Source organism: Pseudomonas sp. P4_B4 (assembly GCF_056402255.1).
On sequence record NZ_JBFUHS010000047.1, the window covers coordinates 1 to 21648 of the forward strand.

Genomic DNA, 21648 nt, shown 5'->3' on the forward strand with positions numbered 1-21648 from the left:
CGCTCGCTCGACCTCCTCTCGATGTGTTCGGCTGCGCCGAACGGCGCTGCGCGCCCACCCCCGGATGAACGCCTCCACTCAGCCTGCCGAGGGGGCGGGTGGATCAAGATCAAGAGCTGCAGGCGAGCTAACGCTCGGCCTGATGAGTGGTGAAGAGCGTGGGTGTATGCCGATCTGCCTTTGCTCTTCTGTGGGAACGGCGGTGCGGCGATCCGACTTGCCTGCGAAGGCGGCCTGACAGCCGACCTGGTTTTTGCAGATGTCCCCAATCCCTGTGGGAGCGGGCTTGCCCGCGATGACGGCCTGCCAGCCGACCGAAATCTTGCGGATGTACTGAGTACCTGTAGGAGCGAGCCTGCTCGCGATGGCGGCCTGCCAGTCGACCAGGTACATCACAGGCGAACGAACCCAGCAAACAGGCCGGCCGGTAGGCCGCCTCGCTTTTGCTTTTGCTTTGGTTTTGGCTTTTGATCTTCTTGCCCCCTCGTGAGGCCGAGTGGAGGTTCTGCGCAGTGGGCAACCCGGCATGGATGCCGGGTTAGCCGCCGCCGGCCATGGATGGCCGATGGCGGCGGGCCCACGGAGCAGGACCGGAGCGAGGGCATGCCGAGCCTTGGCGAGGCACCGAACGTCAGGGGCAAGAGCCCTTGGTTACTTGGGGCTCTTCCAAGTAACCCGCTGTAAGAGCGGAACCCTAAGTGGCCGTTACCGCAAAAACGGATATGTACACCCTCAAAAATCCACGCCGCCTGCTACACCGCCATCGCGAGCAGGCTCCCACAGGGTCCTTCAGAGGCCACAAGTGGCCGTTACCAAAGAAACGGATATGTACACGATCAAAAGCAAAGACTATCAGCGAATAAAGTGAATCTTCCCGCTGTCGTCATTGCCCATGTAGATGCCATACACCCCAGCCTGACGCTCCTCGATATAGCGCTCAAGAATCTGCCGGATCGCCGGATAATAGATGCTGTCCCAAGGAATGTCCTCAGGCGCGAAGAACTTGTAGTCGAGGGTTTCCGGGCCGTACTGCCCGGTGATCTCCAGCGCGATGGCGCGGAAGATGATGTACACCTCGCTGATCTGCGGCACGCTGAAAATCGAGTAGGGCGAGACGATTTCCGCACGCACGCCGCTTTCTTCCCAGACCTCGCGCAAGGCCGCCTGCTCGGTGGTCTCGCCGCTTTCCATGAAGCCCGCCGGCAGGGTCCAGGTACCCGGGCGCGGCGGAATCGCGCGTTGGCACAACAGGTACTTGCCGTCCTGCTCGATGATGCAGCCGGCAATGATCTTCGGATTGACGTAATGGATGTAGCCGCAGCCGCGGCACATCAGGCGCTCGTGCGTATCGCCCGGCGGCAGCTGCTGACCGAGATCAGCGCTGCCGCACTTGGGGCAAAAGCTCGGGCTGAACATTTCAGCGACCTATGCGCGGTTCTTTCAGCGCGATGGGCAGGGTGATCGCCGGGATGTCGCCGGTTTCTTCCTGCTTGCGCTTGAGGTAGTCCAGGGCCACGGCCGCGGCTGCACGCACGTGGTCGACGCAAGCCTGGTGGGCGGCCAGCGGATCGCCGCCCTTGATCGCCTCGACCATGCGCTCCATTTCCTGGTTGCTGGCGCCGCGACGGTTTTCCTGGGACACCGAGGTCGCGCGCAGGTAGCTGATGCGTGCCTGCAACTGGCGCAGCTGAGTGGCCGCGACATGGTTGCCCGAGCCTTCGAGCAGCACATCGTAGAAACCCTGCACCGAGTCGATGACCTGTTGCAGTTCGCCGTCTTTCAGCGCCTTGCGGTTTTCTTCGAGGGCTTTTTCCAGGGCCTTGATGTCCTTGGCCTTGGCGCGCAGGGTGAACAGTTGCACGATCAACCCTTCGAGTACGCAGCGCAGCTCGTAGATATCCACGGCATCGGCCAGGGTGATGATCGCGACACGCGGGCCCTTGGCGTCGGCGAATTCCACCAGGCCTTCGGATTCCAGGTGACGCAAGGCTTCGCGCACGGAGGTACGGCTGACGCCCAGGCGATCGCACAGATCGCGTTCGACCAGACGGTCTCCCGGCAGGAGCTGGAAGTTCATGATGGCGCTTCGCAGTTTATCCAGCACGATTTCGCGCAGGGTAACGGGGTTGCGATTGACCTTGAAGCTGTCGTCGAGTGGCAGGCGTTTCATGGGGTCCGCTCTGATTGTGGCTGTCCATGCAAAAAGAGCACTTCGATTACGGGAATCTGGGTGCCCGGTCAGATCAAACAGCCAAGGGTTAACTGGAGGCCTCGGCATCGGCTTCGGCGAAGGCTTCACGGGCGAGCCGGAAACTGTCTACGGCAGCGGGGACACCGCAATAAATGCCGACCTGAAGCAATATTTCGCGTATTTGCTCACGACTCAGGCCGTTACGCAAGGCGCCGCGCACATGCAGCTTGAGTTCATGGGGCCGGTTGAGGGCCGAGATCATCGCCAGGTTGATCATGCTGCGCTCCTTGAGCGACAAACCCTCACGGCCCCAGACATGACCCCAACAATATTCGGTGACCATTTCCTGCAACGGGCGGGTGAAGTCGTCGGCGTTTTCGATGGAACGGTTGACGTAGGCTTCGCCCAGCACCTGGGTGCGGATCTTCAGGCCTTTTTCATACTTTTCGTTGTTCATTTACGTAGCTCCCGTGGGTCAGAGGCCGCCCATCAAGGTGTATTTGAGTTCCAGGTAATCCTCGATGCCGTACTTCGACCCTTCACGGCCCAACCCCGAGGATTTGATACCGCCAAACGGCGCGACTTCGGTGGAAATCAGCCCTTCGTTGATCCCGATCATGCCGTATTCCAGTGCCTCGCTCATGCGCCAGGCGCGGCCCAGGTCGCGGGTGTAGCAGTAGGCGGCCAGGCCGAATTCGGTGTCGTTGGCCATCTCGACGGCCTTTGCCTCGGTGTCGAAGCGGAACACGGCGGCCAACGGGCCGAAGGTTTCTTCTTGGGCGACTTTCATTTGCGTGGTAACGCCCGCCAACACGGTTGGCTGGAAGAAGCCGTTGCCCAATGCATGGCGTTCGCCGCCGCACAGCAGTTGTGCGCCGTGTTCCAGCGCGTCTTGCACGTGGTCTTCGACCTTGGCCACGGCGCGCTCGTTGATCAGCGGCCCTTGGGTGACGCCATCATCGAAACCGCTGCCGACCTTGAGTTGCGAAACCCGCTCGGCCAGGCGTGCGACAAAGGCGTCGTGGATGCCGTCCTGCACCAGGAAGCGATTGACGCAGACGCAGGTCTGCCCGGCGTTGCGGAATTTGGCGATCAGCGCACCGTCAACGGCGCGCTCCAGATCGGCGTCATCGAAGACAATGAACGGCGCGTTGCCGCCCAGTTCCAGCGAGACTTTTTTCAGGGTCGGCGCGCACTGGGCCATCAGCAATTTTCCGATCCCGGTGGAGCCGGTGAACGACAGTTTGCGCACGAGTGGGCTTGAAGTCAGCTCACCACCGATGGCAATGGCATCGCCAGTGATCACGCTGAAAATGCCCGCTGGAATGCCAGCCTGTTCCGCCAGTGCGGCCATGGCCAGTGCCGAGAACGGCGTTTCCGGGGCCGGTTTGACGATGCACGGGCAACCGGCCGCCAGCGCGGGGCCGGCCTTGCGGGTGATCATCGCCGCCGGGAAGTTCCACGGCGTGATGGCCGCGACGACACCAATCGGCTCCTTGCTGACGACGATGCGCGCGTCGCCCTTGTGGCTGGGAATGGTGTCGCCGTAGATGCGCTTGGCCTCTTCGGCGAACCACTCGATGAAGCTCGCGGCGTAGAGGATTTCGCCCTTGGCTTCAGCCAGTGGCTTGCCTTGTTCGAGGGTGAGGATGTTTGCCAGGGCGTCGGCATTTTCCAGCATCAGGGCATGCCAACGCTTGAGCGTATTGCTGCGCTCCTTGGCGGTCAGTGTGCGCCAGGCCGGCCAGGCTTTGTTGGCAGCCTCGATGGCCTGGCGCGCATGTTCGGCGCCGAGGTTCGGCACCCGGCCGATGAGTTCACCGGTGGCCGGGTTGAAGATGTCCTGACAGGCGCCATCCGGCGCGTCCAGCCATTGGCCATTGATGTAGGCCTGCTGGCGGAACAGTAACGAGGCTGCTGGGCTCATGCCGGCTCCCGAGTAAAGTGGTGGACCCTGTGGGAGCGGGCTTGCTCGCGAAAGCGGTGGGTCAGTCACAGGGGGATTGTGTAGAGCTGTCAGGCCAGGGCGGGCAGCGGGCCCAGCTTGCCTTTGTGGTAGATCATCGGCGTGACCGGTTGCGCGGGCAGGATCAGGTTCTTCACCGCGCCGACGATGATCGCGTGATCACCGCCGTCGTATTCGCGCCACAGTTCGCACTCGATGATCGCCGTGGCCTTGGCCAGGATCGGGTTGCCCAGTTCGCTCAGGTGCCACTCGATGCCTTTGGCCTTGTCCTTGCCTTTACCGGCGAAGGCATAGGCTTCGGCGGTCTGGTCGGCGGACAGCAGATGAATCGCAAACTGCTTGCTGTCGCGCAGCACCGGGTAGGTGTCGGAGCCGTAGTTGGGGCAGAACAGCACCAGTGCCGGGTCGATCGACAGCGCACTGAAGGCGCTGGCGGTGATGCCGACGATGCCGCCGTCCGGGTCCAGGGTGGTGACCACCGTGACACCGGACGGGAACGAGCTCATCACGTCTTTGTAAATGCCGGGTTCGATCATTTTCCAGGACTCCTAGCGCATCACGAAGGGATCAGGCATCGGCGCCTGGGACAGGTTGATCCACACCGTTTTCAGCTCGGTGTAGGCCAGCACCGAATCGATGCCGCTTTCGCGTCCATAGCCACTGTTCTTGAAGCCGCCGATCGGCGCCATGGCCGAGACGGCGCGGTAGGTGTTGACCCAGATGATCCCCGAACGCACGTCCCGGGCCAGGCGATGGGCACGGCCCAAATCTCGGGTCCAGATGCCGGCGGCGAGGCCGAACTGCGAGTCGTTGGCGATCGCCAGGGCTTCGGCTTCGTCCTTGAAACGGATGACCGAGGCCACCGGGCCAAAGACTTCTTCCTGCATGATCTTCATCGAGTTGCGGTCGCACTCGAACAGCGTCGGTTCGTAGAACCAGCCGTCGCCCAGATTCTCCGGACGCTTGCCGCCAAGGCGCAGGCGTGCGCCTTCGGCGATGGCATCGGCCACCAGGCCTTCGACCACGGCCAGTTGCTGCGCGGTGGCCATCGGGCCCATTTCGCTGCTGTCGTCCTGCGGGTTGCCAATGCGGATGCGCTGGGCGCGTTCCACCAGACGGCCGACGAACTCGTCGTAGATTTCGTCCTGCACCAGCAAGCGCGAACCGGAGACGCAGCTCTGCCCGGAGGCGGCATAGATCCCGGCGATGGCGCCGTTGATCGCGCTGTCGAGGTCGGCGTCGGCGAAGATGATGTTCGGCGATTTCCCCCCCAGTTCCAGCGACAACTTGGCGAAGTTCTCCGCGCTGCTGCGCACCACATGCCGCGCCGTGGCCGCGCCGCCGGTGAAGGCGATCTTGCGGATCAGCGGATGGCGGGTGAGGGCGGCGCCGGTGCTCGGGCCATAACCGGTGACAACGTTGACCACCCCTGGCGGAATCCCGGCTTCCAGCGCCAGGCGTGCCAGTTCGAGGATGGTCGCCGAAGCGTGTTCCGACGGCTTGATCACGATGGTGTTGCCCGCCGCGAGTGCCGGAGCGAGTTTGATCGCGGTTAGGTACAGCGGGCTGTTCCACGGAATGATCGCGGCGACCACGCCCATGGCTTCGTGCACGGTGTAGGCAAACAGGTCCGGCTTGTCCAGCGGCAGGGTACCGCCTTCGAGCTTGTCCGCCAGGCCTGCGGTGTAGTGGAAGAACTCCGGCAGATAGCCAACCTGGCCACGGGTTTCGCGAATCAGCTTGCCGTTGTCGCGGCTTTCCAGCTGCGCCAGTTGTTCCTTGTTCTCGGCGATCAGGTCACCCAGGCGTCGCAGCAATTTGCCGCGAGCGGTGGCGGTCAGACCGCGCCATGCCGGGCTGTCGAAAGCCGTCTGCGCCGCCTGCACGGCGCGTTCGACGTCGGCTTCGTCGGCGTCGGGCAATTCGGCCCAGGGTTCGGCCAGCGCCGGGTTGAGGCTTTCGAAGGTCTTGCCGGACAGGGCATCGACCCATTCACCGCCGATGCACATCTGGAAGCGTGCGAGTGTCATGCAACGATCCCCTTGATCTGGTTTTGTTTGGAGTGCGCGGTCTGCAGAAACTCCAGCAACAGCTGGTTGACCAGGCGCGGCGACTCTACGGGCATCATATGCCGTTGCTCGGCGAGCACGGCAACGGTCGCACCGGGAATGCGTTCGGCCAGTTGTCTGGCCATTTCCGGGGTCGAGCCGGGGTCCAGCTCGCCGGTGGCGATCAGCGTCGGTACCTGGATGCTGGCCAGGTCGTCGGCGCGATACATGTCCTGGGTGGCGAACAGTTCGTAAGTGGTCAGGTAACCCTGCGGATCGTTGCCGGCCAGGGTCTGGCGCAGCGCGGCGATCTGCGCCGGGTTCGCCGCCTGGTATTCGCGGCTGAACCAGCGCGACAGCGCCGCTTCGGCGTTGGCATCCGGGCCATGCTCAGCCGCCTGAGCGGTGCGGGCGATCACGCCGGCGCGCTGCTCGGCGCTGCGGTTGAACACACTGTTGAGCACCACCAGGCTCTGCAGGCGTTGCGGGTAATGCAGGGCAAACGCCCGCGCCACCAGCCCGCCCATGGAAAAGCCGATCACCGTTGCCTTGGGCAATTGCAGGTGGTCGAGCAGCTCCAGCAACTGGTCGGCATAGCCGAGCAGCGGCGTGCCGCTTTCCGGGCGCGGGCTGGCGCCATGGCCGAGCATGTCGTAGGCGATGACGCGGTACTTCGTGGCCAGGCCAACGATCTGGCCGCCCCACATTTCTTTGTTCAGGCCCACGCCGTGGATCAAGACCACGGGCTGGCCTTGGCCGGTCGCCAGGTAACTGGTGCCAGCCGGGGTGAGTTCAGCGGTGAGCCGAATCATGGAGCGCTCCTGCAATGCCTTCTTGTTGTCGTTCTGCTGGGCGGTTACTGGGCTTTTTCGGCGGCCAGTTCTTCCAGGTCGATGTAGCGGTTGCCGATGCGCGGGTGCAGGCGGCCGCCGTCGGCGCAACCCAGGACCACGACGATCTCGTCGGCACGGGGTGCGTCTTCGATCTGCATTTCCAGGGTGATGTAGTGTGAACGCAGGCCTTCGTCGTCCTTGTGCATCATCGGGATCTGGATCGAGGTGCCCGGGCCGCCGCGCTTGTTGGTGAAGCTCAGGTAGCTCTTGGCCTTGACCGCTTCGCGGTAATGGTTGCCGAAGCGCAGGGTGTGGATCACCGCTGAAGCGTGTTCGATTTCGCCGTCGGCGCCGACCACCGCAGCCTTGCCGTAAGCCTCGATTTTCTCGGCACCGCCAATGATGCCCACCAGGCGCTCGACCATCAGTGCACCGAGGTCGGAGCAGTTGGCGCGGATCTGTGGTTTCAGGTCTTCGACGAAACCGTTGCCCAGCCAGGGGTTTTTCATCACCACGGCCAGACCGACCATGGTCACGGGCTTATCGGTGGCTTTGCCGCCTTCAATAAAGGTTTCTTCGACATAGCTGACGATCTTGCGGATTTCGAAACTCATGAGCTGCTCCGTAGAGGTTTGGGTGTCTGTGCGTCTGATGGTATACCATAATACCGATGACGCAAGCCCCTCGGATGAGTTTCTGGTCGGATGGCGATGAAAAGGGAGGGGGGGGCAAAAAAACTCAAAAAAAAACCCGGCTGATGAGGCCGGGTTTTTCGTTGGGTACTGTAGTCAAGCCAAGCATTCAGGCAGTGCGGTTCTGGATCAGGTGATCGGAACCACCTTCGGCGACGCGATTGCCATTCAGGTGATCGGAGCCGTCAGCGGCAACGCGGTTGCCATTCAGGTGATCGGAGCGGTCAGCGGCAACGCGGTTGCCGTTCAGGTGATCGGAGCCGTCAGCGGCAACGCGGTTGCCGTTCAGGTGATCAGAACCATCAGCCGCTACACGATTTTCGATCAGACGGTCGGAACCACCCTCGGCCACACGGCTTTCAATCAGACGATCCGAGCCGCCTTCAGCGACTACAGGCTGAGCAGAAGTAGCGGCAAAAGCGTTCACTGCAAAAACCGAGAAAGCGATACTGAGGATGGTTTGGCGTTTCATGATGGTGTGCTCCGGGTCTTATTGGGTGGGTATGGAGCAGATGTTACGCCGGAGATTTTTTAAGAGAACTTCATTGAATCAATGGTGACTATCGACGTAGTCAATGGATGTCGCGGGAAGCGCTGCAACGGTGTTGCTGGAGTGATACCCACCTCCCAGCGCCTTGATCAGGGCAATCTCGCTTTCCAGCCGCTGCCCCTGCAACAAGGCAAGGCCGCTATGCTCAGCCAACAGTGGCAGGTTCGACTCAAGCGCTGTAACCCTGTCCAGCAGGCCACGCTGATAATGCGCCGTGGCACTGTCGCGATTGAAGCGCATATTGCCGATGCGTGATTGCTGCAGCTGCTCCTGCGTCTCCAACCCCTGCTGCTTGCTGCCGGCCACGGCGACATCGCGTACGGCGTCGAGTACGGCCTGGTTGTACTGATACACCAGGCCATTGCTCAAGCTTCGGGCGGTGGCCAATTCGGCATTGAGGCGGCCGCCGTCGAAGATCGGCAGGGTCAGCCCCGGTATGAGGTTGACCTGCCGGCTGCCATGGGCCCACAAATCGCCCATGTGCAGGGCGTCGGCACCGTAAAAGGCTTTGATATCGAAGCTGGGGTAGAAGGCCGCCTTGGCCGCGTCGATGTTCGAATAGGATGCCTGCACCAGCCATCGCAAGGCCTGCAGGTCAGGTCGCCTGGCCAACAGTTCGTAACCCAGGCTATCGGGCACTCCATAAACGTGCTCCGGTAACGTGCGCGGTGCCAGCGGCAAGGTGACGTCGGCCCCCACGCCGAGCAATGCGCGCATGGCCTCGCGCAGTTGCCATACCTGGCTGCGCAGGGAGACAACCTGGCGATCGATCAGTGCCTGGTTGCTCAATGCCTGCTGTTTCAGCGGCTGCGACTCCAGACCACGTTCGATGCGTGCCTGGTGCGCGGCCACCACCTCGGCAGTGATGGCCGACATGTGTTGCAAGTCGTCGAGTAGCTGCTGTGCGGTCTGGATCTGGAAATACAGCATGGCCACATTGCTCGAGACCTCCAGTTCGACCCAGGCCTCTTCAGCCTGACGCGCATTGTGAACCCCCAGGGCGGCGTCGACCTGGGCTCGTTGGCGTCCCCAGATATCCAGTTGGTAGGCTCCGCCGAGACCCACCACACCCTCGGTGTACCAAGGGCCGGTGAGCCCGAGGGCGGGCTCATTCTGGGCGAAGGGTCCGAGGAAGCCGTTGGCGGAGACGTGTTGGCGGTTGACCAGTGCGATCAACTGGACTTGCACGCCCGTCAAGGATTTCACAGTGTCGGCCTGGGCCCGAGCCTGGTCGATATGGCTGCGGGCGATCGCGATGCCGGGGGCCTGGGCGAAGGCCATGTCAATCAGTTGGTTCAGTTGCGGATCTTCGTAGCGCCTCCACCAGCTCGACTCGGGCCAACCCTCGCGGGCCAGGTGCAGGTCGTCAGCCAGACGTAGCTCAGCCGGGTCCCGTTGCGGTGCCAGGCTGCCTTCTTCGCGGATCAGTGCACAGCCACCCAGTAACAGGCACAGGCCGAGCAGCCATGCACAATGAGCGTGTCTGTTCATGGGCTCGGCTCCGAGAGGGCACCCTGCTCATAGCGTTGCCAGTCCGGTAGCGAATCCAGCAGGTGGTGCAACGTTCGCAGGTCATGCAGCAGGGCTTCGGCGTTCACGCCAACTCCCGCCATCGTAACGTCTTGCGCAGGCAAGGCCTCAAACGCTGTGCCCTGGGTTTGCAGGTGCAGGGCATATTGCTCCAGCCAGTCACTCATTTCCTGTTGCTGCTCGTCCAGCCAGCGCTGCGTTAACACCGGGAGCTGTGCTTCGAGCACTACCCGATTGCGCTGCAATTGGTCAGTCAGCAGGAGGACCTCCCGCGCCTTGGCGAGCAGCGTCTGGGTGAACAGCGTCAGCTCCTCGTGCTCGCCCTGATGCCAGCCGGGCTCCAGGGCTACCCGCGCAAGCATGGCCTCGCACTCGGCGAGCTGGCGCCAACTGCGCAGGCTCTGCCCGTGCAGGCGGTCAGATGGGTCTCCCGGTTCCAATACCGGTGAGCGCAACAGCGCGGCGATCTCGTGCAGGGCATCCGCCAGGCGTCGGCGCAGGCTGTCGCCTTCGCTTTCTGGCCAAAGCACGCCGTGCACCAGAGTGCTGACCAGCACGCCGATCAGGATGCCCACCAACCGGTCGCGGACTTCCGTGAGGTCGATGCTCGGACCAAACTGTTCGAGCAGGGCCAGCGCGAAACAAAACATGATCTGCAGACCGGCATAGCTGATGCGCTCGGAGCCCGCGGCGACCCATGCGCCGAGGGCGATTACCGGCAGGCTCATCGCCAGCAGGCCGACCAGCGTCTCGATGTGCGGAACAACGAAAACGAGACACAGCAGCGCCAGCGCGCTGCCCATCAGACAGCCGCCGATCCGCAGCAAGCCCTTTTGGGTCGAGGCGCCGAGGCTGGGCAAGGCGATGATGACGCAGGTCAGCATCACTGTGTGGATGCCCGGCCAGTCCACGCCGTTGTAGAACACGTAGCAGATCAGCGTGGCCAGCCAGGTCTTGAAGGCGAAGCGCAGGTAATTGGGGTTGCTGAAAGCATCGCGTACGAGCAAGGGTTCCTTGGCGGTCGGAGCACCGGAGGGCGTGGCATGTTCGGCTGTGGCCAAGGCGCGCAAGGCGTCGCGCATTTCTTCCAGTGCCGGGGGGGCCAGTAACCGTTGCAAGGCTTCACTGCTCAGTACTGGCGGTTGCGACAGGTTATCGGCGTCGATGGCTGCGGCCAGGGCCGCGCAATCCTGGCGCAACGCCACAAGGGCCTCGCTGTCGTCGCCATTGGACTTCAGCGCGGCAGCTGCCGCATACAAACGAGAAACACAGGTGATCAACGCCAGTTGTTCGATCTCCCGGGTTTCCTTCACGGGGGCGCGCATGCTGGCGAACTTCAGGAGTTTGTGCAGGCTGAGCACCCCTTGCTGGACTTCCACCGCGCTGATCCGCGCCGTTTCCATTTGCCCTTCACCCAGCGCGGCCAGGCGCGCATCGACCTGTGCCAGTTGCCTGCGCATCGTTTCGCGCAATTGCCGCTGGGGCTCTTTGGGCAACAACACGGTGTTCACCAGCAAGGTCACCAGGGTCGGGTAGACCACTGCCATCCACACCCATAGGCAACCACGCAACAGCAGTTCCGGTTGTGCAGTGAGGTCCACCAGGCTCTGCACGTAAATGGTGACGATGGCCACCACGAAAAACAGCGGGCCGAGGCGTGTTGCGCGCATGGCGAACACACTGACGAGGAACACCGCGCTCGCGCAGAGGATGCGCAGCAATGGGTAGCCGTAGGTGAACTTGAGCAGGAGGATGGCGATGCCGATGGCGATGGTCGCGCTGACCATGAACAGGATGCCGGCCATGCGCGTCAGCACCAGGTTACTTTGGCTGACGAAAAACACCAGGATCAGCGACAGCGCCAGCAGCGGCACTTCCAGGCTCATGGAGAGGATGATCACCAGCGCGCAGGCCAGCACGTTACGCAACAGTGCGTTGCCACGTCCTGGAAAGGGCGAAAGCTCTGCGTCAAGGAAGCGCCAGAAGCGTCGCTCCCAGGTGAGCGCAGCACTCATTGCGGCGAGTCCCCATCTTGACCCGCATGGATCAAGGCTACAGCCGATGCGCCGATGCGGAACAGGTTCGGATCGGGTTTATCGACGCGGATGCGTACCGGAAAACGCTGTGCCACCCGCACCCAGTTGATGGTCCGCGCGACCTTCGGCAGCCCTGCGGCCTGGGCGCCGCCGTCATCCGGGAACACGCCGAAACCAATGGAATCGACGGTACCGCTGAAGGTGCGGCCGCTGTTGCCCATCAGGTAGAGGGTGCTGCGGCTGCCATTGCGGATCTTGTCCAGTTCGGTTTCGCGGAAGTTCGCCACCACGTACCAGCGACGCGTGTCGATCAGGCTGAAGAGGGGGTGACCGGCGGCAGCGAACTGGCCGTTGGAGGTGGTTAAACCGACGATGAGCCCGTCGAAGGGCGCGCGCACCACGCTGTGTTCCAGGTCCAGCTCGGCGCGGGCTATCTCCGCTTGTATCACTGCGCGCTTGCTCACCAGTGCATCGACCCCGCTGACAGCCGCGGCAGCCTGTTTGGCCTGTAACAGCGCCGCATTCAATTCGGCACGAGCGCTCTTGGCGGCGGTGCGGGCCTGATCCACCTGTTCCGCGGAGACATAACCAGGCTTGAGCAAGGGCTCCATGCGCCGCAGCGTGTCGGCACTCTGCGCGGCGGCAGCCTTGGCGCGTTCGACACTGGCTGTCACCGCTTCGGAGTTGAATTGTTGGGCATCAACCTGACGCTGGCTCAGAATGATTTCCTTGTTCAGCGCTTGCAGTGAGGCCTGAGCCTGGTCCAGCACGTCCTGATACACCCGCACGTCGATGCGCAGGAGTACGTCTCCCTGTTTCACCTGCTGGTTCTCGCGCACGGCCAGTTCTTCGATGCTGCCGCTCACTTCGGGGGTGACGTTTATGGTGTCGGCATACACGTAGGCATCATCGGTACGTGGGGTGGTGTCCAACCGCCAGACCACCCACAGCAGCATCACCAGCGTCAACCCGAGCAATACGAGAACGATCAAGCGTCGGGGCAGTTTGTTCACAGCGGATTCGCTCATGATGCAAGTCCCCGGTCAATTCTGGAAAAACAGCAGCCAGGTGCTCATCGACAACAACGCGGTCAAAACCGGATAGGTCAGAACTGACGGCACCAGCCAGGCTGCGTAACCTGACCGTGCAAGCAGTGCCTGAAGCACAAAGGCCAGCAGCATGCCGGCGAGAATGCAGAACAGCCAATCGGGGAAGTAGGCCCCCAGAACTGGAATCGAAGGGGCATTGGAGCAGCCCGATAGCGGAACAATCAGCAACAGTGCCAACACGTTGTGTTCACGGCTCATTTGAGCTTCCACCCCATTGCAAAGCGGCAATTGGCCGATGCTACCTACATTGGCCTCGTGAAATGTAGTTAATTTTTGGCCAGTCGCCTCGGATGGGCAGAGGATCCCAAGCGGTTTACCGGATCTGGAGTGGATACTAGTAGCTGCTTCGCTCAACGGATTCAAATCGGCCGTGTGAGCACGGCTGTTATTGGTTCGCCCATCACCGCGAAATAATCCCGTGATCAATGGCGTATTTGACCAGCGCTGCGGGTTTGTCAATGTTGAGTTTGCGGCGGATGCTCAGGCGATGGGTCTCCACCGTGCGCACGCTGATGTCCAACTCCCGCGCCATTTCCTTGTTGTTCAAGCCTTGCGCCATCTTCGACAGCACCTGGCTTTCCCTCGGGGTCAGTTCGTTGTCGGTGTTCCTGTCGGCGATCAGCCGTTGGGCGATTTCGGCGCTGTAGAAGGTTCCGCCGCTGCTGATGGCTTCGATGGCGGCGATGATTTCCCGTGACGGGGCGTTCTTCAGCACGTAGCCGCTGGCGCCGGAGCGCACCGATTCACTGACGTATTCGTAATTGTCGTACATGCTCAGCACCAGCACCTTGAGCGACGGGTACTGGCTGCGCAGCACGCGGGTCAGCTCCAGGCCGTTCATGTCCGGCAGGCTGATGTCGACCAGCAACAGGTCGGGTTGGCAGCGTCCGACCATCTCGATGGCCTCGGCGCCGTTTTCCGCTTCGCCGACCATTTCCAGGGGCGACATCACAGCCAGCAGCGCCTTGATGCCGTCGCGGACCAGGGAGTGATCGTCGACCAGGGCGACGCGGATCGGGGAGGGCAGGTTCATCGCAGTATTCACTCTTGTAGTTTTGCGCCGGCTCAGGGTTTTGCGTCAGGTTTCATTGGCAGCCGTACGTCCAGCTCACTTCTGCCCGGCATCGAGATCAAATCGAAGCGCCCGCCAAAATGTTCGACGCGTTCGCGGATGTTACGCAAACCAATGCCGGCCTGACGACGTTCGACCTGGGCGACGTTGAAACCGATGCCGTCATCGACCACCGTCAGCCGCACGGATTCGTCGCAACCGCGCAGGGTAATGGACACGTTCTTCGCCTGCGCATGGCGTTCGATATTGGTCAGGCCTTCCTGGACGATGCGAAACAGCGAAACAGCCGCGCCGTCGACCAGCTGGCAGTCGAATTCATTTTCGTCATAGGTCACGGTCAGCCCGCTGCGCTGTTCGAATTCCGCGGCCAATTGGCCGATGGCCGCCGGCAGGCCGAGGGTGTCGAGCAAGGATGAGCGCAGGTCATGGGAGAGACTGCGGACTTCGCCGATGGCATCGCCCAGGCGTTCGGTGGCTTCTTTCAGCGTGTTCAAGCCCTTGTCGTGGGCTTGTCCGCGTTCCAGCAGATGGCTGGCCAGTTCGAACTGAAACTTGATCGAGACCAGCACCTGACTGATGCCGTCGTGCAGTTCACGGGACACTCGGGATCGTTCTTCCTCCTGCAGGCTGACAATGCGCTGGGTCAGGCGCTGCAGTTTCTTGTCCGCCAGCCGATGTTCGCTGACATTGAGGGTCATGCCGGTGGCGAACACGAACAGCACCGCGACCAGGGCGACCACGGCAATCGCCATCATGGTCTTGCGGATGCCCATGGCCACTTCGGCACGGGCTTGTTGGGTGGCGCGCTCGACGTCTTCGAGGTAGATGCCGGTGCCGAGCATCCAGCCCCAGCGATCGAGCATCACCACGTAGGCGAGCTTGTCGGTCACCTGGCCGGAGGAGGGTTTGTTCCAGGCGTAGCGTTGAAAACCTTCACCCGATTGCGCGCTTTTGAGCAGCGCCTGGATCACCGGCAGGCCGTGGGGGTCTTTCATGTCCCACAGGTATTGGCCCACCAGTTCCGACTGGCGCGCATGCATCAGGCTGCGGCCTTCGTGGTCGTAGACGAAGAAGTAGCCGTTGATGCCGAAGCTGAGCTTGCGCAGTTCTTCCAGCACTTGTTGCTGGGCGTGGGCGTCGCCGTGGCCGTCGTCGTACAGGGGCGCGATCAGGCTCTGGGCCATTTCCACGTAGTTTTTAAGTTCCGCGCGCTTGCTCGCCAGAATGCTGTCTTCGATCAACTGCGCCTGTTGATCGCCCAATTGACGGTTGAGGGAAATCACCAGCGCGCAGATGACGGCAATGGCCAGCACCAGCGGCAGAATCCCGAGGGCGACGATCTTGTGTTTGAGCTGCATGTTGACTCCTGCCCGAACTGATGGGAAACGAAGGCCTGTAGGAGCAAGCTCGCTCCTACAGGTTTCTGGCATCAGGCGAAGGTCGGCATCATAGGCCAAAGACAAGCTGGCCGAGTAGCGTTGCTGGACGGAGTGACCGGTGGAATTCAGGGTCGGAACGGCTCATCTACGTAGAACTACGTAGACACCACGTACGTAGTAACGCGGATTTATTTGTGGACGGCATGCGCAGATATTGGGCCAGCTCCGCACCGCGGACACAATTATAAAAATTACCGCCGCAGTCACTGGCTGTCGGCAGGAGACACGCTATGCCCCGTCTGGCTAAACACCTCGCCTGGTTTGCCGTGGCTGTCCTGGGAGCGATTGCGCTGAGTGTCGTGGCCCTGCGCCGCGGCGAAGCGATCAACGCCCTGTGGATCGTAGTCGCAGCCGTCGCCATCTACCTTGTTGCCTACCGCTACTACAGCCTGTTCATCGCCAATAAAGTGATGCAGCTCGATCCCAATCGGGCCACTCCGGCTGTGCTCAATAACGATGGTCTGGACTACGTACCGACCAACAAACACGTACTCTTCGGTCACCACTTCGCCGCCATCGCCGGCGCGGGGCCTCTGGTTGGTCCGGTCTTGGCGGCGCAGATGGGCTACTTGCCCGGCACGCTGTGGCTGATTGCCGGCGTGGTGCTGGCCGGTGCGGTGCAGGACTTCATGGTCCTGTTCATGTCCACCCGCCGCAACGGCCGCTCTCTGGGCGATATGGTCCGTGAGGAAATGGGCCGCATTCCCGGGACCATCGCGCTGTTCGGCTGCTTCCTGATCATGATCATCATCCTCGCGGTGCTGGCGCTGATCGTCGTGAAAGCCCTGGCCGAGAGCCCGTGGGGCATTTTCACGGTGATGGCGACCATCCCGATCGCGATGTTCATGGGCATCTACATGCGCTACATCCGCCCGGGCCGTATCGGTGAAATCTCGGTGATCGGCGTGCTGTTGCTGCTCGGTTCGATCTGGCTGGGCGGGCAGATTGCCGCTGACCCGGTGTGGGCCAAGGCCTTTACCTTTACCGGTCTTCAGATCACCTGGATGCTGATCGGTTACGGTTTTGTCGCAGCCGTGTTGCCGGTGTGGCTGATCCTGGCGCCCCGTGACTACCTCTCCACCTTCCTGAAAATCGGCACCATCGTCGCCCTGGCCATCGGCATCCTGGTGACCATGCCCGAGCTGAAAATGCCGGCCCTGACCCAGTTCATCGACGGCACTGGCCCGGTGTGGAAGGGCGGTCTGTTCCCGTTCCTGTTCATTACCATCGCCTGTGGCGCGGTGTCGGGTTTCCATGCGCTGATCGCTTCCGGCACCACGCCGAAGCTGCTCGCCAGTGAAGGGCATGCCCGTTACATCGGTTACGGCGGCATGCTGATGGAATCGTTTGTAGCGATCATGGCCATGGTCGCCGCGTCGGTGATCGATCCGGGCGTGTATTTCGCCATGAACAGCCCGGCGGCCGTGGTTGGCGCCGATGCGGTGGCCGTTGCGCAAACCGTCAGCAGCTGGGGTTTTGCGATTACCCCGGAAGCATTGCAAGCGGTGGCCCACGACATTGGTGAAACCACCATTCTGGCCCGTGCCGGCGGTGCGCCGACCCTGGCGGTCGGTATCGCACAGATCCTGCACCACGTCCTGCCGGGTGAAAACACCATGGCGTTCTGGTACCACTTCGCGATCCTGTTCGAAGCACTGTTCATCCTGACGGCAGTCGACGCCGGTACCCGTGCCGGGCGCTTCATGCTCCAGGACCTGCTCGGCTCGTTCGTACCGGCCCTGCGTCGCACCGAATCCTGGACCGCTAACCTGATCGCTACCGCCGGTTGCGTGGCCATGTGGGGGTATCTGCTGTACCAGGGCGTGATCGATCCGCTGGGCGGCATCAACACCTTGTGGCCGTTGTTCGGTATCTCCAACCAGATGCTGGCCGGTATCGCGCTGATGCTCAGCACCGTGGTGCTGATCAAGATGAAACGCCAGCGTTATGTCTGGGTCACCTTGCTGCCGGCGGTCTGGTTGCTGATCTGCACCACCACCGCAGGTTTCATCAAGCTGTTCGATGCCAACCCGGCGATCGGCTTCCTCGCCTTGGCGAAGAAATACAGCGATGCCCTGGCCAACGGTCAGGTGCTGGCCCCGGCCAAGACCATCGACCAGATGCAGCACGTGATCTTCAACGCCTACACCAACGCGACGCTGACTGCGCTGTTCCTGTTCGTGGTGTTCAGCATCCTGTTCTTCGCGCTCAAGGTCGGTATTGCCGCCTGGGGCACCAAGGAACGTACGGATAAGGAAGCGCCATTCCACGCGCTGCCGGATGCCTGATCATGTTCAATGACTTGAGTCGCCTGGGTAAATACCTCGGTCAGGCCGCACGCCTGATGGTCGGCATGCCCGACTACGACAACTACGTCGAGCATATGCAGACCAAACACCCGGACAAACCGGTGATGGACTACGAGGCGTTCTTCCGCGAACGCCAGGAGGCCCGTTACGGCAGTAAAGCCGGACCGAAGTGCTGTTGAGTGACAAAAAACCGGCCAAATGGCCGGTTTTTTATTGAGTGCGGGAACGCCTTGAATGGTTCAGACCGCGTGGTAATCCGAATCGTCGCTGCCACTTTTGTCCCGGGGCATGGACGCATTGCCAACGTTTCGTTCATGAGTCTCATGATCCGGCCTGGCGATCTTGAGCGCCCGGTCAGCGACCTTGGCGTTATGCATCAGGCGACAGAACACGGCGGCGACGATGATCGACAGCAATGACCAGATGACAATGGCTTTGAGGAGCATGGCGAAACCTCTCGCGGCAAACAATTCTTACGATCGCCAGCGTCCTTGCAGCAAATGCTACCTATCCATTGTGGCAGGTGTTCATGATCTTGCATTTCCTTGCTGATTTGAACTGTTTATCAGCTATCTCCCCCAGATGAAGCGACAGTTTCCCGGACCGGTACTTTAATGGATGTTCTGGAGCGACTGATCACTGGGCCGTCATAGCCTTAAGGCTATGGATCCCATACCGAAAAGCTATTTCTTCAATCGGTGATCCGGATCCACGCTTAAGGATGGTTAGCTGAAAACAAAATCAAGAGGAGATGCCATGTCAACTGAATCGAAATGCCCGTTCAATAACGCCGCTGGCGGTGGCACGACGAACCGCGACTGGTGGCCGAACCAACTGAACCTGAAGATCTTGAGTCAACACTCGCCCAAGTCTGACCCGTTGGGGGGCGACTTCAACTACGCCGAAGCCTTCAAGAGCCTGGACTTCCAGGCGCTGAAAAAAGACCTGACTGCGCTGATGACCGATTCCCAGGACTGGTGGCCAGCGGACTTCGGTCACTATGGGCCTTTCTTTATCCGCATGTCCTGGCACGCCGCAGGCACCTATCGCACCGGTGACGGCCGGGGCGGCGCCGGTTCCGGCCAGCAACGCTTTGCACCGCTCAACAGCTGGCCCGACAACGTCAGCCTCGACAAGGCCCGTCGGCTGCTCTGGCCGATCAAGCAAAAGTACGGCAACAAAATCTCCTGGGCTGACCTGATCGTCCTCGCCGGCAACGTTGCGCTGGATTCCATGGGCTTCAAGACCTTTGGTTTTTCCGGTGGCCGCCCGGATGTCTGGGAACCGGACGAAGATGTCTATTGGGGTTCGGAAAGCACGTGGCTGGGTGGCGACGTGCGTTATGGCAAAGATGCCGGGCAAGCTCCCGCAGAGCGCAATCTGGAAACCCCCCTCGCAGCCGTGCAGATGGGCCTGATCTACGTAAACCCCGAAGGCCCTGAAGGCAACTCTGATCCGGTCGCCGCCGGGAAGGACATCCGTGAAACCTTTGCGCGCATGGCCATGAATGACGAGGAAACCGTCGCCCTGATCGCGGGCGGTCACGCCTTCGGCAAAACCCACGGTGCCGGTACTGTCGACCATGTCGGACCTGAGCCCGAAGGCGCCGGCCTCGAACTGCAGGGCCTGGGCTGGAAGAGCACGTTCGGTACCGGTAAAGGTGGCGACACCATCTCCAGCGGCCTGGAAGTGACCTGGACGACCACGCCAACCCAGTGGAGCAACAACTACCTGGAGAACCTGTTCGGTTACGAATGGGAACTGACCAAGAGCCCGGCGGGGGCAAACCAGTGGAAACCGAAAAGCGGCGCTGGCGCCGGCACCATTCCGGATGCCCATGATCCGTCCAGACGGCGTGATCCGACCATGCTGACCACGGACCTGTCGCTACGCTTCGACCCGATCTATGAGCCGATTTCGCGGCGCTTCCTGGCCAATCCAGACCAGTTGGCCGACGCCTTCGCCCGTGCCTGGTACAAGCTGATTCACCGTGACATGGGGCCGCTCTCACGCTACCTCGGCCCGGAAATGCCGAACGAAGAGCTGCTGTGGCAAGACCCGATCCCTGCCGTCGATCATCCGCTGGTCAGCGACAGCGATGTCGCCGCGCTCAAGGGCAAAATTGCGGCCTCGGGGCTGTCAGTCTCGCAGCTTGTATCTACAGCCTGGGCGGCAGCGTCGACGTTCCGTGGCTCCGATAAACGCGGCGGTGCCAACGGTGGGCGCTTGCGCTTGGCGCCACAGAAGTCCTGGCAGGCCAACCAGCCGGCGCAATTGGCGACGGTGCTGGCGAAACTTGAAAGCATCCAGGGCGAGTTCAACAGTGGCGGCAAGAAAATCTCCCTGGCCGACCTGATCGTGCTCGCCGGTGGCGTGGGCGTGGAACAGGCGGCGAAAAATGCCGGTCATAGCGTGACGGTGCCGTTCACCCCAGGGCGCATGGACGCCAGCCAGGAACAGACCGATGTCGACTCCTTCGGATTCCTTGAACCGATTGCCGACGGCTTCCGTAATTACCTGAAGCAACAGTACCGTGTGCCGGCCGAAAAATTGCTGATCGACAAGGCGCAACTGCTGACGCTCAGCGCGCCGGAAATGACGGTGTTACTGGGCGGCTTGCGCGTGTTGAACACCAATGTCGGCCAGAGCAGACAAGGTGTGTTCACCACACGTCCGGAAGCCTTGACCAACGACTTCTTCACCAACCTGCTGGATATGGGCGTGGAGTGGAAGCCGGTATCGGATGCCCAGCAAGAGTATGAAGGGCGCGATCGCAAAACCGGTGCAGTGAAGTGGACGGGTACCCGGGTTGACCTGGTCTTTGGTTCCAATGCGCAGTTGCGCGCCTTGGCCGAATTCTATGCCTGCGCCGATGCGCAGCAGAAATTCGTCAAGGACTTTGTCGCTGCGTGGACCAAAGTGATGAACCTGGATCGCTTTGACCTGAAATAGGAGAGGTTGTCGTAACGTTGGAGCCGGCGCGACTGCCGGCTCCAATGACTGCTGAAGGCATCCAGCGACCATAAACCTTGGCGATCATGGTCCAGTCTTTGTGGCCCAGTTGCTTGGCTACCCACATTGGATTCTCGCCAGCAGATAGCATCATGGAGGCATAGGTGTGGCGACTCTGGTAGGGTCGCCGCCACCTAACCCCCGACTTCTTCATCGCCGGCATCCAGATTACCCGGTAGATGTATCCGGCATGCTTCCAGGGCTCTCCGGTGATTGTATTGAGAAACACCCTGCCGCCGGCGAGGAAAGTCAATTCCTTCTGCTTGAGCAACGCCTCTCTTGCCAGAGCTAGCAACTTCACGGTGCGCCTCCCAGCTAACGTCTTGGTGGATTCTGGCTCTTTTGCAGCCCGCGTCTTGGCCCTGACGATCCTTATCTCCCCCGAGATCCAATCGATATCCCCCCATTCCAAGGCGATCAGTTCGCTAGGTTGTAGACCTGTCCAGAAAGAGAACTGCAGTTGCGGCCACGTTTCGCCCCTGGCTGCTGCCAATATTGCTAGTTGCTCTTCGCGAGTGAAAGGGTCAACGTCATCTTCCTCCTTGAGCTGTTCACGATTCTTGTAGGCCCACCCAGAGAGCGGATTGCTCTCCAAGATTTCATCCTCAACTGCGTCGTTAAGTGCAGAGCGAAAGCAGCTTTGAACATTCGTCAGAGTCTTGTTGACCACCTGATAGGTCGACATCTTTTCTCTGATGATCTTTTTAGACAGCTCATTCAGAGGCAGATCGCCGAACATCGGCTTGAGGATTGCGCGGATGGTCGTTTCGTAGAATGCGACCGTGCTTGATTTGAGAGTCGGAGTTTTCCTCTCCAGCCATTCCGTCAGGTAATCCCCCAATGGTCTGTCTAGCATCGGTG

At 61.3% G+C, this 21648-nt stretch carries 20 protein-coding genes; 3 read left to right on the forward strand and 17 right to left on the reverse strand.

Annotated elements, in window-relative coordinates; genetic code table 11:
• Positions 1-852: 852 nt before the first annotated feature.
• The 15 genes from AC1DVE_RS28805 to AC1DVE_RS28875 all read right to left on the reverse strand — a co-directional run bounded on the left by AC1DVE_RS28805 (position 853) and on the right by AC1DVE_RS28875 (position 15385).
• Entirely contained in the window at positions 853-1416 is a 564-nt protein-coding gene (locus AC1DVE_RS28805; protein ID WP_223453488.1) for an NUDIX hydrolase, read from the reverse strand.
• A gap of 1 nt (position 1417) precedes the next feature.
• Entirely contained in the window at positions 1418-2170 is a 753-nt protein-coding gene (locus AC1DVE_RS28810) for a GntR family transcriptional regulator (protein ID WP_015095667.1), read from the reverse strand.
• Positions 2171-2258: 88 nt separating this feature from the next.
• Positions 2259-2648 (reverse strand): carboxymuconolactone decarboxylase family protein, encoded by a 390-nt coding sequence (locus AC1DVE_RS28815; RefSeq protein ID WP_007991919.1) that lies wholly within the window; start codon positions 2646-2648, stop codon positions 2259-2261.
• 18 nt (positions 2649-2666) lie between these two features.
• The gene (locus tag AC1DVE_RS28820) at positions 2667-4118 is read right to left on the reverse strand and encodes an NAD-dependent succinate-semialdehyde dehydrogenase (protein ID WP_477784374.1); all 1452 of its coding nucleotides are present in this window, start codon (positions 4116-4118) and stop codon (positions 2667-2669) included.
• Positions 4119-4207: 89 nt separating this feature from the next.
• Positions 4208-4693 carry a flavin reductase family protein gene (locus tag AC1DVE_RS28825; protein WP_223458278.1) on the reverse strand — a complete coding sequence of 162 codons (486 nt, stop codon included), beginning with the start codon at positions 4691-4693 and terminating at the stop codon, positions 4208-4210.
• A 12-nt stretch (positions 4694-4705) separates the two neighbouring features.
• Positions 4706-6187 (reverse strand): aldehyde dehydrogenase, encoded by a 1482-nt coding sequence (locus AC1DVE_RS28830; protein WP_056723954.1) that lies wholly within the window; start codon positions 6185-6187, stop codon positions 4706-4708.
• The gene (locus AC1DVE_RS28835) at positions 6184-7017 is read right to left on the reverse strand and encodes an alpha/beta fold hydrolase (RefSeq protein WP_223543600.1); all 834 of its coding nucleotides are present in this window, start codon (positions 7015-7017) and stop codon (positions 6184-6186) included. The genes AC1DVE_RS28830 and AC1DVE_RS28835 overlap by 4 nt, the downstream gene beginning before the upstream one ends.
• Before the next feature lie 44 nt (positions 7018-7061).
• Positions 7062-7652, reverse strand: a complete 591-nt coding sequence (locus tag AC1DVE_RS28840) for an amino acid synthesis family protein (RefSeq protein WP_007978708.1) — start codon at positions 7650-7652, stop codon at positions 7062-7064.
• Between the two features lie 187 nt (positions 7653-7839).
• Complete coding sequence (locus tag AC1DVE_RS28845) at positions 7840-8202, reverse strand: hypothetical protein (RefSeq protein ID WP_477784375.1); 363 nt, start codon at positions 8200-8202, stop codon at positions 7840-7842.
• A gap of 78 nt (positions 8203-8280) precedes the next feature.
• Positions 8281-9771 (reverse strand): efflux transporter outer membrane subunit, encoded by a 1491-nt coding sequence (locus AC1DVE_RS28850; RefSeq protein ID WP_477784376.1) that lies wholly within the window; start codon positions 9769-9771, stop codon positions 8281-8283.
• Positions 9768-11825 carry an FUSC family protein gene (locus AC1DVE_RS28855; RefSeq protein ID WP_223543602.1) on the reverse strand — a complete coding sequence of 686 codons (2058 nt, stop codon included), beginning with the start codon at positions 11823-11825 and terminating at the stop codon, positions 9768-9770. Before AC1DVE_RS28855 ends, AC1DVE_RS28850 begins: the two co-directional genes overlap by 4 nt.
• Positions 11822-12874, reverse strand: a complete 1053-nt coding sequence (mdtN, locus tag AC1DVE_RS28860; RefSeq protein ID WP_477784377.1) for a multidrug transporter subunit MdtN — start codon at positions 12872-12874, stop codon at positions 11822-11824. Before mdtN ends, AC1DVE_RS28855 begins: the two co-directional genes overlap by 4 nt.
• 15 nt (positions 12875-12889) lie before the next feature.
• The gene (locus tag AC1DVE_RS28865; RefSeq protein ID WP_223458264.1) at positions 12890-13153 is read right to left on the reverse strand and encodes a YtcA family lipoprotein; all 264 of its coding nucleotides are present in this window, start codon (positions 13151-13153) and stop codon (positions 12890-12892) included.
• 202 nt (positions 13154-13355) lie between these two features.
• Positions 13356-13988 (reverse strand): response regulator, encoded by a 633-nt coding sequence (locus tag AC1DVE_RS28870; RefSeq protein WP_223458262.1) that lies wholly within the window; start codon positions 13986-13988, stop codon positions 13356-13358.
• A 32-nt stretch (positions 13989-14020) separates the two neighbouring features.
• A complete protein-coding gene (locus AC1DVE_RS28875; protein WP_223543604.1) occupies positions 14021-15385 on the reverse strand; it encodes a cache domain-containing protein in 1365 nt (454 codons plus the stop codon).
• Between the two features lie 311 nt (positions 15386-15696).
• On the opposite strand from AC1DVE_RS28875, the gene AC1DVE_RS28880 reads away from it, so the two are divergent.
• Positions 15697-17754, forward strand: a complete 2058-nt coding sequence (locus tag AC1DVE_RS28880; protein ID WP_223458258.1) for a carbon starvation CstA family protein — start codon at positions 15697-15699, stop codon at positions 17752-17754.
• Between the two features lie 2 nt (positions 17755-17756).
• A complete protein-coding gene (locus AC1DVE_RS28885) occupies positions 17757-17954 on the forward strand; it encodes a YbdD/YjiX family protein (RefSeq protein ID WP_007976534.1) in 198 nt (65 codons plus the stop codon).
• Positions 17955-18014: 60 nt separating this feature from the next.
• On the opposite strand, the gene AC1DVE_RS28890 is transcribed toward AC1DVE_RS28885, so the two are convergent.
• Positions 18015-18221 carry a hypothetical protein gene (locus AC1DVE_RS28890; RefSeq protein ID WP_223458256.1) on the reverse strand — a complete coding sequence of 69 codons (207 nt, stop codon included), beginning with the start codon at positions 18219-18221 and terminating at the stop codon, positions 18015-18017.
• A gap of 310 nt (positions 18222-18531) precedes the next feature.
• Between AC1DVE_RS28890 and katG the strand changes: the two genes are divergently transcribed.
• The gene (katG, locus tag AC1DVE_RS28895; RefSeq protein ID WP_223458254.1) at positions 18532-20727 is read left to right on the forward strand and encodes a catalase/peroxidase HPI; all 2196 of its coding nucleotides are present in this window, start codon (positions 18532-18534) and stop codon (positions 20725-20727) included.
• On the opposite strand, the gene AC1DVE_RS28900 is transcribed toward katG, so the two are convergent.
• On the reverse strand, positions 20666-21643 hold the full coding sequence (locus tag AC1DVE_RS28900; protein ID WP_477784378.1) for a tyrosine-type recombinase/integrase: 978 nt from the start codon (positions 21641-21643) through the stop codon (positions 20666-20668). The two genes, katG and AC1DVE_RS28900, sit on opposite strands and share 62 nt — an antisense overlap.
• Between the last annotated feature and the right edge of the window lie 5 nt (positions 21644-21648).

Bases quoted from the DNA above. Each gene is read 5' to 3' on its own strand.
- AC1DVE_RS28805 (WP_223453488.1), bottom strand. From the start codon at position 1,416: ATGTTCAGCCCGAGCTTTTGCCCCAAGTGCGGCAGCGCTGATCTCGGT.
- AC1DVE_RS28810 (WP_015095667.1), bottom strand. From the start codon at position 2,170: ATGAAACGCCTGCCACTCGACGACAGCTTCAAGGTCAATCGCAACCCC.
- AC1DVE_RS28815 (WP_007991919.1), bottom strand. From the start codon at position 2,648: ATGAACAACGAAAAGTATGAAAAAGGCCTGAAGATCCGCACCCAGGTG.
- AC1DVE_RS28820 (WP_477784374.1), bottom strand. From the start codon at position 4,118: ATGAGCCCAGCAGCCTCGTTACTGTTCCGCCAGCAGGCCTACATCAAT.
- AC1DVE_RS28825 (WP_223458278.1), bottom strand. From the start codon at position 4,693: ATGATCGAACCCGGCATTTACAAAGACGTGATGAGCTCGTTCCCGTCC.
- AC1DVE_RS28830 (WP_056723954.1), bottom strand. From the start codon at position 6,187: ATGACACTCGCACGCTTCCAGATGTGCATCGGCGGTGAATGGGTCGAT.
- AC1DVE_RS28835 (WP_223543600.1), bottom strand. From the start codon at position 7,017: ATGATTCGGCTCACCGCTGAACTCACCCCGGCTGGCACCAGTTACCTG.
- AC1DVE_RS28840 (WP_007978708.1), bottom strand. From the start codon at position 7,652: ATGAGTTTCGAAATCCGCAAGATCGTCAGCTATGTCGAAGAAACCTTT.
- AC1DVE_RS28845 (WP_477784375.1), bottom strand. From the start codon at position 8,202: ATGAAACGCCAAACCATCCTCAGTATCGCTTTCTCGGTTTTTGCAGTG.
- AC1DVE_RS28850 (WP_477784376.1), bottom strand. From the start codon at position 9,771: ATGAACAGACACGCTCATTGTGCATGGCTGCTCGGCCTGTGCCTGTTA.
- AC1DVE_RS28855 (WP_223543602.1), bottom strand. From the start codon at position 11,825: ATGAGTGCTGCGCTCACCTGGGAGCGACGCTTCTGGCGCTTCCTTGAC.
- mdtN (WP_477784377.1), bottom strand. From the start codon at position 12,874: ATGAGCGAATCCGCTGTGAACAAACTGCCCCGACGCTTGATCGTTCTC.
- AC1DVE_RS28865 (WP_223458264.1), bottom strand. From the start codon at position 13,153: ATGAGCCGTGAACACAACGTGTTGGCACTGTTGCTGATTGTTCCGCTA.
- AC1DVE_RS28870 (WP_223458262.1), bottom strand. From the start codon at position 13,988: ATGAACCTGCCCTCCCCGATCCGCGTCGCCCTGGTCGACGATCACTCC.
- AC1DVE_RS28875 (WP_223543604.1), bottom strand. From the start codon at position 15,385: ATGCAGCTCAAACACAAGATCGTCGCCCTCGGGATTCTGCCGCTGGTG.
- AC1DVE_RS28880 (WP_223458258.1), top strand. From the start codon at position 15,697: ATGCCCCGTCTGGCTAAACACCTCGCCTGGTTTGCCGTGGCTGTCCTG.
- AC1DVE_RS28885 (WP_007976534.1), top strand. From the start codon at position 17,757: ATGTTCAATGACTTGAGTCGCCTGGGTAAATACCTCGGTCAGGCCGCA.
- AC1DVE_RS28890 (WP_223458256.1), bottom strand. From the start codon at position 18,221: ATGCTCCTCAAAGCCATTGTCATCTGGTCATTGCTGTCGATCATCGTC.
- katG (WP_223458254.1), top strand. From the start codon at position 18,532: ATGTCAACTGAATCGAAATGCCCGTTCAATAACGCCGCTGGCGGTGGC.
- AC1DVE_RS28900 (WP_477784378.1), bottom strand. From the start codon at position 21,643: ATGCTAGACAGACCATTGGGGGATTACCTGACGGAATGGCTGGAGAGG.